This is a genomic window from Bradyrhizobium sp. i1.15.2 (assembly GCF_040548425.1).
GTDB lineage: Bacteria > Pseudomonadota > Alphaproteobacteria > Rhizobiales > Xanthobacteraceae > Bradyrhizobium > Bradyrhizobium canariense.
Map to the genome: position 1 here is coordinate 190,946 of NZ_JBEPRQ010000004.1, position 12,163 is coordinate 203,108.

A 12,163-nucleotide genomic window follows, 5' to 3' on the forward strand; every position below is an offset into this window, starting at 1 on the left:
TGGCAATGCCAGCAATTTTTTCCGGGCATCGAGCAATTTTTTCCGAGAGGAATTTCGAGTCTTTTTGCGCTCCGATCACAGCCGCAACGCGAAGAAACGCGAAATACACTGCAAAACACGGCGAATACGCGGAGCGAACCGCGTGCGAGGCGCGATGCGAGGGCTGCTTACGAAAGCGGCGGGTTAAGTCGATTTTTACTTTGCCGCTTCAATGTAACGGTCAGTCGGTTGTTTGGTCCCGCGTCGCCGACAGCGTCGCCTGAGTCAGAGTTCTTGAGTCATGGTAGAGTCGCGTCGCGGGGCGTCTGCAAGGGCGCCCCGCACAAATTTTGAGTCTCCTTCGCACAGCATCGTCCTCGGCGATTGCGTCGCAGAGATGTCGAAGCTTCAGGCTGGTTCGGTGGACCTGGTGTTCGCCGATCCACCCTACAATCTTCAGCTCAAGGGCGATCTCAAGCGCCCCGACGAATCCCATGTCGATGCGGTCGACGACGACTGGGACAAGTTCGATTCGTTCTCCGCCTATGACGATTTCACCCGCGCCTGGCTGCTCGCCGCCCGCCGCGCGATGAAGCCGTCGGCGACGATCTGGGTGATCGGCTCCTATCACAACATCTTCCGCGTCGGCGCGATCATGCAGGATCTCGGCTTCTGGCTCCTGAACGACATCGTCTGGCGCAAGACCAATCCGATGCCGAATTTCCGCGGCCGCCGTTTCACCAACGCACACGAAACCATGATCTGGGCCGCGCGCGACGAGAAGGCCAAGGGCTACACTTTCAACTACGAGGCGCTGAAGGCCGCCAACGAGGACGTGCAGGCACGGTCCGACTGGCTGATCCCGCTCTGCACCGGCGAGGAGCGCCTCAAGGGCGCCGATGGCAAGAAAGTGCACCCGACGCAGAAGCCGGAAGGCCTGCTCGCACGCGTGCTGCTGTCGTCCTCCAAACCCGGCGATCTCGTGATCGATCCCTTCAACGGCACCGGTACCACCGGCGCGGTCGCCAAGCGCCTCGGCCGCTCCTATATCGGCTTCGAGCGCGACAAGACCTATGCGAAAGCGGCACAAGCGCGCATCGCCGCGGTCGAGCCGTTGCCGGAGGCAAGCCTCGCCCCGTTCATGACGGCGCGCGAAGCGCCGCGGGTTGCGTTCTCGGAATTGATCGAGCGCGGCATGATCATGCCCGGCACCAAGCTGTTCGACGCCAAGAAGAAGCTCGGCGCGCTGGTCCGCGCCGACGGCGCCATCATGTTCGGCGACAAGGTCGGCTCCATTCACCGCATGGGCGCGGTGGCGCAAGGCGCGCAAGCCTGCAACGGATGGACCTTCTGGCACATCGAGACCAAGAAGGGTCTCAAGCTGATCGACGAGCTCCGCGCCGAGATCCGCGCCGGCATGGCGGCGGGGTAGCCTTCCCGTGATGTTGTAGGGTGGGCAAAGCGAAGCGTGCCCACCATTCTCGCCGCGATGTTTGGTGAGCACGGCGCTTTGCGCCTTTGCCCACCCTACGGCGTCTTGAATGACGCGACGGCCGGGACTAGATTGACTGTCTACGCCCCGTCTTGACCGGTCGAGCCATGCGACGACAGTCCGAGACATTGCTGCTGGTGCCGCTGCTTCCGATCTTTCTGGTCGGCATGTTTCCGATGTTCCTGATTGCGCTGCTGGGATTTTTCGGCCTCGCCTTGTTCGGCGTGCTCGTGGTCTGTGTCGGGCTCGCCAGCAGCAACGAGGCCCATGACAGTTTCAATCACGACGTCATCGTTCACGGCTATGCGCGCGGATCGGAGCGCGCGGCGCGGGCCTCCGACATGCATATCGCCACGCGGATCGGGCTGCGCCTCGAGGCTGTGGGCGCGGCCATGGTCATTACGGCGGCGATCGGCCTTTGTTACGCCGGCTGATCTGCGTCGCGCGCAGATACCGCCCGGCAAACTCGCCGGTTGCCCTCCCCGACAAGGTTCAGGCAAGACAAGGCCGCTTGCGGACATGTTGCTGCCTCCACTCTCGGCCAACAAACACAGGGGAGATGCCCGATGCTCAAATTCTATTTTAACGGTTCGCCGAACCCGACCAAGGTCGCGCTTTATCTCGAAGAGGCCGGCCTGCCCTTCGAGCCGGTGAAGATCGACACCCGCAAGGGCGAGCAGTTCACGCCGGACTATCTGAAGATCAATCCGAACGGCAAGGTGCCGGCGATCGATGACAACGGCACGATCGTGTTCGATTCCAACGCCATTCTGCTCTATCTGGCCGAGAAGACCGGCAAATTCCTGCCCGCCGCCAATGTTCGCGGTGAGATGCTGTCATGGCTGATGTTCGTCGCCACCGGCGTCGGGCCGTATTCGGGCCAGGCCGTGCACTTCAAGCATTTTGCGCCGAAAGACCAGAACCACGACTACGCGCATAACCGCTACCAGTTCGAGACCGATCGCCATTACAAGATTCTCGACGGTCACCTCAAAGGTCGCCGCTACATGGTCGGCGACAACTATTCGATCGTCGACATGGCGCTGTGGGGTTGGGCGCGGATGGTGCCATTCAAGCTTGGCGACGACGCCTTCGCGCGATATCCGGACGTGAAGCGGCTGGTGGACGAGATCTCGGCCCGGCCCGCGGCGACGCGCGCGATCGCGCTGAAGGACAAGTTCACGTTCAAGGCGGAGATGGACGACGAGGCCCGCAGCAACATGTTCAAGCACATGACGACGAAAGTCGCCTGATCGCACCACGTCACAATGCGAGGCCACGCGCATGCGCGTGGCCTTTTGCTTTTCATGCTCAGGCGGCGTGGACCGAGTTCAGGAAGTTGGCGACTTCCTGCTTCAAGCGGTTGCTGTCGGCCGACAGCGAGCGTGCCGCCGAAAGCACCTGCGAAGAGGCCGAGCCGGTCTCGGAAGCGCCGCGCTGCACGTCGCCGATGTTGGACGACACAAGCTGCGTGCCCTGGGCCGCCTGCTGGACGTTGCGGGAGATCTCCTGCGTCGCCGCACCCTGCTCCTCCACGGCGGCGGCAACCGTCGACGAGATCTCCGACAGCCGCTCGATGGTGCCGCTGATTTCCCTGATCGAGCCGACCGACTCCTCCGTCGCGGCCTGGATGCCCGAGACCTGCTGGGCGATCTCACCGGTGGCCCTCGCGGTCTGCTCCGCGAGCGCCTTGACCTCCGAGGCGACCACGGCAAAGCCGCGGCCGGCTTCACCCGCGCGCGCCGCCTCGATGGTAGCATTCAGCGCCAGAAGGTTGGTCTGGCCGGCGATGGTGCTGATCAGCTCGACCACGTCGCCGATGCGGGCTGCAGCCTTGGAGAGCTCGCTTACGCGCGCGTTGGTCTTGCTCACCTGACCGACGGCTTCGCCCGCGATGCGCGCGGATTCCTGCACCTGGCGCGCGATCTCCGTCACCGAGGAGGACAATTCCTCGGTCGCGGAGGCGACCGCCTGCACATTGGCCGAGGCTTCCTGGGAGGCGGATTGCACTTCGGTGGAGAGATCCTGCGCGCGCCTCGCGGTCGCGGTCAGGGTGCCGGCCGAGCCCTCGAGCTCCTGCGATGCCGAGGATACGGTATCGACGATCTCGCCCACCGCCTGCTCGAACTGACTGGCGAGCCGGGCCATGTCGGCCTTGCGGCCCTCGGCCTGCCGAGCCTCGGTTGCGGTCTGCTCATGGCGCAGCCTTTCGGTCTCGATCATGTTGGTCTGGAAGACGTCGATCGCCTTGGCCATATCGCCGATCTCGTCGGCCTTGCCGCGCGAGGGGATCTCGACGGCGAGATTGCCCCCGGCAAGCAGCCCCATTGCGCGCGTCATCGAGGTCAGCGGCCCCACGATGCTGCGGGCGGTCAGGAAGGCGACGATCAGTCCGAACAGGACGGCGAGGCCGCCCGCGATCTCCTGTAGCGAGGTCGTGCCGTCGATTACGGCATCGGCCGCCATGCGCGAATCGTTGTAATCCGCCTTCAAGGTGGTTTCCGTGACCTTGAGCTTGGCGATGCTCGCGGAGATGAGCGGTGCGAGATCCTTGTGGTAGATCTCGTCGGACCGCAGCATCGCGGCGGAGGTCGTTTCGAACGCGGCTTTGTAGATACCGAGCGCGGTCTTCACAGGCGTCAGAGACGACCGAAGGTCCGCCGCCTGCGGGCTCCTTTCGACGGCTGCCAGCCGCTGTACCGCCCTGTCGACATTGGTTCTGAAGGCGGTGGGGCCGTTGGTGTCGCGCAGAGCGAGGAAGCGCCAGTTCGCGATTCGAACCAGCAGAACCCGGGACTCGAGGTCCGCGACGAGCGACACCGTGTCGTCGTCGGCGGCGGCGCGGGCCACATCGACCAGCTTGGCCATCTTGACGGTCAGCTCTTCGCCACTTGGCAACAGAGTCGCCTTGCCGGTCCGCGCCTCGTTGACGGCGTCGCCGAGACTGTCACGCAGGCTTTTCATTTTGGCGATGTCGGCGATCAGATCGTTGTAGAGCTTCCGCCGCTCCTCCGAGAGGGTGCCCTTTGCTCCGAGCTGCAACAGCCCGGTCGCCGCGGTCTCTCGCTCGGCAGCCTCCCGCATCGCAGGTTCGTTGGCATCGTAAATGTAGCGCAGATTGGCCCGCTGGATGGCCTGAAGATGGGTCGATATCTCCAGGATGTGCGCCGTGCTGTCCGACAATTTGGAGAGTTTTGCGACCTGATCCTGGACGGACCGCAAATTCCAGATGGCGACCACCGCCATCACAAGACCAACCGCCACCAAGGCCATGAAACCAGCGTACAGGCGTCCCCTGATCCGCAAACGAAAACTCGGCATTCCCACTGTCCACTCAGAAGCATGTGAATTCGGGCGGACGAACAACTCCGGCGATTTGTCGCGCCACCCCGGCAGCCGCGGGTCGCGTTGTTCGCGAACCACGCTGCACCGCGACACAATGGGCGACACTCGTTAATTGAACCTTCAGATTTTTCGCGCGCGCATGCGCCAGACGGCACAACATCTGCTGATTTTATCGGCAGGTGAGCAAGGTTTTGGCGCGAAGCCCGCAGCGCCATGCATGCCGCTGCAGCCTACCGGCCTGCGCGACCGACCGCCCCTCGCCGACCGCGGCGGACGGCACCGGTCGGCGGACGCGACGCCGCTCGATCCGCTCAGCTCGCGGCCCTCACGGCCGTTTGCGGAAACGGGCCGAGGGCCTTCTCGGTCAGCACCGAGTCGCAATATTCCCGGATCTCCTTGATCTTGCCGTCCTCGAGCCGAAACACGAGACAATAATCGTTGTCGTAGCGCACCCCCTCGGGCGTAACATTGTCGCCCTTTGCTTCGACGACGACGACATCGCCGTCGGCGATGAAGCGGTGGGCGACCGTCCGTGTCCGGTCGACAAGACGGGTCCGCACATAGCCGTGCAGGTCGTTGAGGATCGCCTGTTTGCCGGAAAAGGTGCGCGACCAGGAGTACTGGCCGGTCACGATCCATTTGGCGTCGTCGGCAAGACTTTCGGTGAACAAACCACGGTCGCGCGCAGCCGGATTGGGGCTGGCGGCGGCTGCAAAGATATCCTGCATCAGTTTCTTGTTGGCGCTCGCGTTCATGGCGGCATCTCCCTCGGTGAGAACACCGAGATCATCGCCGCCGGCTCTAAATTCTTCAAATCGATAGTGGGTATGATATCTATTCGCCTCATGAATTTGAATTCGCTCGACCTCAATCTCCTGACCGCGCTCGACGCACTGCTGCGCGAGGCCAGCGTCAGCCGCGCCGCCTTGCGGATCGGGCTGTCGCAGCCGGCGGCCAGTCATGCGCTCCAGCGTCTGCGCGACATCCTTGGCGATCCGCTCCTGGTACGCACAGGCACGCGGATGGAGCTGACGCCGCGGGCGCAAGCCTTGCGCGCGCCGCTGGCGCAGGCGCTCGACCAGGTGCGCGGGCTGTTCGTATCGGATGAATTCGATGCGGCGCGCAGCGAGCGGCAATTCCGACTGATGATGCCGGACCTCGCGGTCGAGCTGTTGATGCCGCCCTTGATGGAAAAGGTGACGCAGGCCGCTCCCAACGTCCGGATCGACGTGGTGCCGTGGCGGGGACCGGCGATCTTCCACGCCGAGTTCGCCCGCACCATCGATCTCGTAATCTCGATCGGCAACGCCTTCAAGGGCTTTCATCGCCAGCTGCTCTACACCGACAGGGACGCGCTGGCAGTGCGGCGCGGCCATCCCATGGCTGCGAAGCTGAAACGGCGCGAGACGTTCCTGGCGGCGCGCCATGTCGGAGTAATTATCCGCGGCCAGCCCGAGGACCTGATCGACACCTGGCTGCGGACCAAGGGCATCGACCGGCACATCGCTCTCGTGGTCCCGGGTTATCTCGAAGCGCTGCACGTCGCTGCCCGCACCGACCTCGTCGCCTTCGTGCCGCGCCGGCTGATCGCGGCGCTGTCCAAGCAGCTCGGCCTCGTTACGGTGACGCCACCGCTCGACCCTGGGATCGACGAGCAGTTCATGTTCTACCCGACCCGCGCACAGATGGATCCCGGCTCGATCTGGCTCAGGCGGCTGATGCTGGAGACGGGACGGGAATTGGAGAAGCGGAAGGCTTCGTAGGGTGGGCAAAGCGACTTGTCCGCCGTAGCTCGAAGAGCGAGGGCGGAAGCTTGCCCACTACTTCTGTTGAAGTGATCAAAGATGGTGGGCACGGCACTACGCGCCTTTGCCCACCCTACAAGAGCCCTACGCCTTCTGCGCGTCCATCACCTTGCGCACGGCGGGGCGATCGGACATGCGCTTGAAATGATCGGCGATCTTCGGCGTTGCGTTGATGTCGACTCTGTCGCCTTCGAGCCAGGTCGACAGGGTGTAGAGATAAGGATCGCAGATCGTGTACTGCTCGCCCATCACCCAGGGTCCCTTGTACATCTTCTGCTCGATCAGGCCGAAGCAGGCGCCCATGGTCTTCGGAATCATCGCCTTCATGTCGGCGAACGAGCTTTCTTCGCTCGCCCAGCGCGCGCCGCGCATCTTGTGGGCATGGTTGATGTGCACGGTCGAGCAGAGATAGGAGTTGAAGGACTGCACCTGGGCGAAGTCGAAGGGATCGTCGAGCGGCGCGAGCTTCGCCTTGGGAAAGGTCTGCGCGAGATAGGCCAGCATCGCCGGCGTCTCGGTCAGGACGCCACGATCGGTCACCAGCGCGGGCACGCGGCCTTTCGGGTTGATCGCGAGATACTCCGCGCTGTTCTGCTGGTTGGTCTTGAAGCTCAGCCGCTCGGCCGCGTAGTCGGCGCCGGCTTCTTCCAGGGTGATGTAGGTGGCGAGCGCACAGGTGCCGGTGGCGTAGTAGAGCTTGAGCATGTCGGACCTCATGGGAAAGCCGGAAGTTAACGGCTGCCGGCCCCGAGGTCCATAGCACGGCGTTCTCAGTGCCCTTGCTCTTCGCAGTTGCCCACCGGCGCCCGGCTGTGCCAAGACGCCTCTAGTTGGAGGGGCTTTCCCATGACCGTACTCATCGCCGGTGGCGGCATCGGCGGCCTGACGCTTGCGCTCAGCCTGCACGGAATCGGCATTCCCGTGAAAGTGTTCGAGAGCGTCGCCGAGCTGCGGCCGCTCGGCGTCGGCATCAACGTGCTGCCGCATGCGGTGCGCGAGCTGATCGAGCTCGGGCTGATGGACAAGCTCGATGCCAGCGGCGTGCGCACCCGCGAGCTCGCCTATTTCTCCAAGCACGGCAAGCCGATCTGGAGCGAGCCGCGCGGACTGGAGGCCGGCTACAAATGGCCGCAATTCTCGATCCATCGCGGCACGCTCCAGCAGCTCCTGCTCGACACCGCTATCGAGCGGCTCGGCCGCGACAACATCCTCACCAACCATCATCTGACCGGCTGGAGCGAAACCGCAGACGGCGTGCGCGCCGATTTCATCGACAAGGCCACCGGCAAGGCCGCGGGGACTTACGACGGCACGATCCTGATCGCCGCCGACGGCATCCATTCGGCTGCGCGAGAAAAACTCTATCCCGACGAAGGCCCGCCGATCTGGAACGGCCGCATCCTCTGGCGCGGCGTCACGCCTGCAAAGGCGTTCCTCAGCGGCCGTACCATGATCATGGCCGGCCACGAGATCCTGAAATTCGTCTGCTATCCGATCTCGAAGGAACCGGACGCCGCGGGCAACCATCTGATCAACTGGGTTGCCGAGCGCCACATGCCGCCGACCTATCAATGGCGGCGCGAAGACTATAACCGCACCGCGCGGCTGGAAGAGTTTCTGCCCTGGTTCGAGAGCTGGCGGTTCGACTGGCTCGACGTGCCCGGCCTCATCAAGAACTGCCCGCACGCCTATGAATATCCGCTGGTCGATCGCGATCCGGTGTCACAATGGACTTTCGGCCGCGTCACGCTGATGGGCGACGCCGCACATCCGATGTACCCGATCGGATCCAACGGCGCCTCGCAGGCGATCCTCGATGCCCGCACCATCACCCGCGAGATCCTGGCGCACGGCCCGACGCAAGCGGCCCTGCTCGCCTATGAGGCCGAGCGGCGGCCTGCAACCACCAGTCTCGTCCTGCTCAACCGCAAGAACGGCCCCGAGCAGGTGATGCAGCTCGTCGAAGAGCGCGCGCCGGATGGTTACAAGGTCGTCACCGACGTGCTGTCGCAACAGGAGCTGGAGGATGTTGCCGCCAACTACAAGCGCGTCGCCGGCTTCCAGGTGGAAGCGCTGAATGCGAAGCCGCCCATCGTGAGCGCGGGTGCGCGCGCGACGAAATGAGTATTCGCGCGAAGCGAGACGCGCGTTGATGCGCCCTCGCCCCTTGTGAGAGAGGGCAGCGATGCCGGTAGACGCGGACTCACTCAGGTGAGGGGTCTGTCTCCGCGAGCGCATCTCTGACAACTTGACCTCGCCGAGAGATACCCCTCATCCGGCGCTTCGCGCCAGCTTCTCCCGCAAGGGGAGAAGGGGTAGCGCCTACGCGGCTAGACTATTTGCCCACCACCCTCGCCGCTTCGAGCAGCCGCTCGCTCGCGCTTGCCGTCGCCAGCACTGTTCCGTCTTCCGCCATCAGCTTTGCCTCGACGAACGCAATCGTCTTGCCGAGCTGCGTCACCTTGGCCTCACCGATGATCGGTCCGGGCTTTGCGGGCGCCAGGAAATTCACGGTCATGCTGATGGTGGTGGTGTAGAGCCGGCCTTCGCTCATCACCAGCACGGCGGGGCCCATCGTGTCGTCGAGCATGGCCGAGAGCATGCCGCCCTGGATGAAGCCGGCCGGATTGCAGAACTCCGGCTTGCCGTCAAACGCGAGCTTGATCCAGCCTTCCCCGGGACGGGCATCGAGCAGACGCCACCCCAATAGCTCGGCACAAGGCGGCCTGGGAAAGTTGTCGAGCGCGGTCTTGACCATGCGAGCCTCCGTTGCCGATCACAGCTAACGCAGGGCTGCTGCCAGCATGTTGTCAGCAGGATGGGCTGCTAGGGGTCCAATCCATGCGCAATCACCTTACGCATGACGTTGGGCAATGCTTCGTCGGGGAGCGTGGCGATCGGCACCCAGCGCATGCCTGCCGGTGCCCGCGTGCGCGCTTCCACCTTGGCCGTGTAGACCACCAGTTCCAGCGGGAAATGCGTGAAGACGTGGGTGACCACGCCGACCTTGCGTTGCCAGCGCGACAGCCCCTTCAGCTCGGGCGCCTGCTGTTTTGCCTTGGCATCGTCCTGCTCGGCCAGCCAATCCGATCCCGGTACCTCGGTCATGCCGCCGAGCAGACCCTTTTCGGGACGGCTGCGGACGAGAAGCTCGTCGCCGCGCGTGACAACGAAAGCGGCGCCGCGCCGTAGCGCGCCGCTCTTCTTCGGCGCCTTGCGCGGAAACGTATCCTGCGTTCCCAGCGTGCGCGCCGTGCAGTCCTCGTTGAGTGGGCATAGCGAGCAGGCTGGCTTTTTCGGCGTGCAGATCGAGGCACCCAGATCCATCAGCGCCTGCGCGCTATCACCGGCGCGGGAGTCGGCGAGCAGCGTCGCAGCCAAGTGCTGGATCCGCGGTTTGGCCTGCGGAAGTTCTTCTTCAACAGCAAAGAGCCGCGAGACCACGCGCTCGATATTGCCGTCGACCGGCATGGTGCGGCGGTCGAACGCGATCGCCGCGATCGCTGCCGCTGTATAGGGCCCGATGCCCGGCAGCGCGCGCAGGCCCAGTTCGGTGTCGGGAAAGGTGCCGCCATGCTCGCGCATCACCGCGACCGCGCAGGCATGGAGATTACGGGCGCGAGAATAATAGCCGAGCCCGGCCCACATCCGCAGCACGTCGTCCTGCGAGGCCCGTCCGAGCGCGGTGACATCAGGCCAGCGCGCGACGAATTTTTCGAAATAGGGCCCGACCGCCTTCACCGTGGTCTGCTGCAGCATGATCTCGGACAGCCAGACGCGGTAAGGGTCAGATGCCTCGCCGGGCGCAGCGCGCCAGGGTAAGCGGCGGCGGTGGCGGTCGTACCAATCGAGCAGCGCGAGCGGGCGCGACGAGGTCTGCGGCGGAACTGGTTCCGATTTCGCCCTGAGGGCGGATTTGGGGCTCATGTTCGCACTGTAACGGCAATGCACCGATCTCTCCACGTCGTGCCCACGCTGGTCGCGGGCGTCCACGTTTTTCTTCGCGGCGAAGAGCCTGTGGCCGACGCGCCGGAGTGCTATAAGGTCCCATGTCCAAGCTTCGCCCCATCAAACCCGGTCCTATCAGCGCCAAGCCGCTGTCGCTCCTGCTCAACGACGTCTTCGCCGAGGCCTATGCCAAGCAGGGTTTTGCCGCGCGCGAGCTGGTGACGCGGTGGGCGCAGATTGCCGGACCGGAGATCGCGGCCCATGCCGAGCCGCTCAAGATGCAATGGCCGCGGCCGGTCGAGGGTCAGCCGCAGGAGCCGGCCACGCTGGTGCTGCGGGTCGAGGGGCCGATGGCGCTGGAGATCCAGCACTCCGCCGATGTGATCCTGCAGCGGGTCAACCGCTTCTTCGGCTGGAGCGCGGTCGGCAAGCTGGCCTTCCGCCAGGCTCCACTGTCGCGCGCCCGGCGGCCAACCCGGCCCGCCCCGCCGGACGCCAAATCGGTGGCCGAGGTGGCTGAGCGCCTGGGCGACATCGAAGATGAACAATTGAAGTCGGCGCTGGCGCGCCTGGGGGCCGCTATCAAGCGAAATTGAGCCTTATTCGGCGGCCAAACTGGACCTGTCCTTGCCGCTCGCCATTGCCTCAAACGACGTTTCAAGCTAGCGACAGGCCGTCTGAATGGGAATTTCGGGCGAGACCACGCCAATCCGGGAGCCGACCTTGATCATCACCCGCCGCGCCTTCACCTCGATGCTGTCGCTGACCGGGCTTGCCGCGCTCGCCGGGTTCTCGCCGCTGCGGTTCATCTCGGAAGCTATCGCGCAGGCCGCTGGCGACGTCGCCAAGCCGGTGTCACTGCCCGACATGGCGCTGGGCCCGAAGGACGCCGCGGTCACCATCACCGAATACGCCTCGATGACCTGCCCGCATTGCGCGGCTTTCAATGAGCAGGTGTTTCCCAAGATCAAGTCGGAATACATCGACACCGGCAAGGTCCGTTACATCTTCCGCGAGTTCCCGCTCGACATCAAAGCCGCCGCCGGCTCGATGCTGTCACGCTGCATCGCCAATGGCGACGCACCGAAATACTTTGCGGTCACTGACATGCTGTTCCGCCAGCAGAACGACTGGGTGGCGAAGAACACCACGGAGACCCTGACGCGGATCGGCAAGCAAGCCGGCCTCACCCAGCAGCAGGTCGAGGCCTGTCTGAAGGACCAGGCGCTGCTCGACAAGATCGCCGCCGACCAGAAATATGCCAGCGACGTTCTGAAGGTCGATTCGACGCCGACGTTCTTCATCAACGGCGAGAAGATCAAGGGCGAGACCTCGTTCGAGGAATTCGCCAAGAAGATCAATCCGCTGCTGAAGAGCTGATTCGCACGGCACAATCCCTGATTCGCATCTCGATAGCCGTATCTTTCCCGGCATAAATCCCTTGGAAAAGCGGCTTTCGCCGGTTGCCCTCGCAGCGCACCGCGGCCATTGTCCAGCCGCATGAGGCGCCTCGCGCGACTCGCCCGGATAGCGACATTGCCTTCCATGGTATTGTCCCGGCAGGGGGATTCGCGCCTGCCAACAGAGATGCGTG

At 64.2% G+C, this 12,163-nt stretch carries 12 protein-coding genes; 7 read left to right on the forward strand and 5 right to left on the reverse strand.

Features of this window, described 5'->3' with window-relative positions; translation table 11 throughout:
- Window positions 1-280 precede the first annotated feature (280 nt).
- The 3 genes from ABIB80_RS10760 (at window position 281) to ABIB80_RS10770 (ending at window position 2,724) form a co-directional block, all read left to right on the forward strand.
- A complete protein-coding gene (locus ABIB80_RS10760) occupies window positions 281-1,411 on the forward strand; it encodes a site-specific DNA-methyltransferase (RefSeq protein ID WP_007607106.1) in 1,131 nt (376 codons plus the stop codon).
- A gap of 167 nt (window positions 1,412-1,578) precedes the next feature.
- The gene (locus ABIB80_RS10765; RefSeq protein ID WP_007594994.1) at window positions 1,579-1,905 is read left to right on the forward strand and encodes a hypothetical protein; all 327 of its coding nucleotides are present in this window, start codon (window positions 1,579-1,581) and stop codon (window positions 1,903-1,905) included.
- Window positions 1,906-2,037: 132 nt separating this feature from the next.
- Window positions 2,038-2,724: a glutathione S-transferase family protein gene (locus ABIB80_RS10770; protein WP_007594996.1), complete on the forward strand. Its 687-nt coding sequence runs from the start codon at window positions 2,038-2,040 to the stop codon at window positions 2,722-2,724.
- A gap of 58 nt (window positions 2,725-2,782) precedes the next feature.
- On the opposite strand, the gene ABIB80_RS10775 is transcribed toward ABIB80_RS10770, so the two are convergent.
- Window positions 2,783-4,792, reverse strand: a complete 2,010-nt coding sequence (locus tag ABIB80_RS10775; protein ID WP_354127378.1) for a HAMP domain-containing methyl-accepting chemotaxis protein — start codon at window positions 4,790-4,792, stop codon at window positions 2,783-2,785.
- A 335-nt stretch (window positions 4,793-5,127) separates the two neighbouring features.
- Window positions 5,128-5,571 (reverse strand): nuclear transport factor 2 family protein, encoded by a 444-nt coding sequence (locus ABIB80_RS10780; RefSeq protein WP_219684697.1) that lies wholly within the window; start codon window positions 5,569-5,571, stop codon window positions 5,128-5,130.
- Between the two features lie 90 nt (window positions 5,572-5,661).
- On the opposite strand from ABIB80_RS10780, the gene ABIB80_RS10785 reads away from it, so the two are divergent.
- Entirely contained in the window at window positions 5,662-6,579 is a 918-nt protein-coding gene (locus ABIB80_RS10785; RefSeq protein ID WP_007595001.1) for a LysR family transcriptional regulator, read from the forward strand.
- A gap of 126 nt (window positions 6,580-6,705) precedes the next feature.
- Here the strand turns inward: ABIB80_RS10785 and ABIB80_RS10790 are convergent, their stop codons facing one another.
- Window positions 6,706-7,326, reverse strand: a complete 621-nt coding sequence (locus ABIB80_RS10790) for a glutathione S-transferase family protein (protein WP_219684698.1) — start codon at window positions 7,324-7,326, stop codon at window positions 6,706-6,708.
- Window positions 7,327-7,467: 141 nt separating this feature from the next.
- Between ABIB80_RS10790 and ABIB80_RS10795 the strand changes: the two genes are divergently transcribed.
- On the forward strand, window positions 7,468-8,745 hold the full coding sequence (locus ABIB80_RS10795; RefSeq protein WP_219684699.1) for a flavin-dependent oxidoreductase: 1,278 nt from the start codon (window positions 7,468-7,470) through the stop codon (window positions 8,743-8,745).
- 211 nt (window positions 8,746-8,956) lie between these two features.
- Here ABIB80_RS10795 and ABIB80_RS10800 read toward each other — a convergent pair whose 3' ends face one another.
- Together ABIB80_RS10800 and mutY are read right to left on the reverse strand one after the other, a co-directional pair.
- Window positions 8,957-9,379: a PaaI family thioesterase gene (locus ABIB80_RS10800; protein WP_354127379.1), complete on the reverse strand. Its 423-nt coding sequence runs from the start codon at window positions 9,377-9,379 to the stop codon at window positions 8,957-8,959.
- Between the two features lie 68 nt (window positions 9,380-9,447).
- Window positions 9,448-10,548, reverse strand: coding sequence for an A/G-specific adenine glycosylase (gene mutY / locus ABIB80_RS10805; RefSeq protein WP_035993278.1), 1,101 nt, complete (start codon window positions 10,546-10,548; stop codon window positions 9,448-9,450).
- A 122-nt stretch (window positions 10,549-10,670) separates the two neighbouring features.
- Here mutY and ABIB80_RS10810 point away from each other — a divergent pair, with 122 nt between their 5' ends.
- Window positions 10,671-11,165, forward strand: a complete 495-nt coding sequence (locus ABIB80_RS10810; protein WP_007595017.1) for a DUF721 domain-containing protein — start codon at window positions 10,671-10,673, stop codon at window positions 11,163-11,165.
- A 127-nt stretch (window positions 11,166-11,292) separates the two neighbouring features.
- Window positions 11,293-11,949 (forward strand): DsbA family protein, encoded by a 657-nt coding sequence (locus ABIB80_RS10815; RefSeq protein WP_035995178.1) that lies wholly within the window; start codon window positions 11,293-11,295, stop codon window positions 11,947-11,949.
- The last annotated feature ends 214 nt before the right edge of the window (window positions 11,950-12,163 follow it).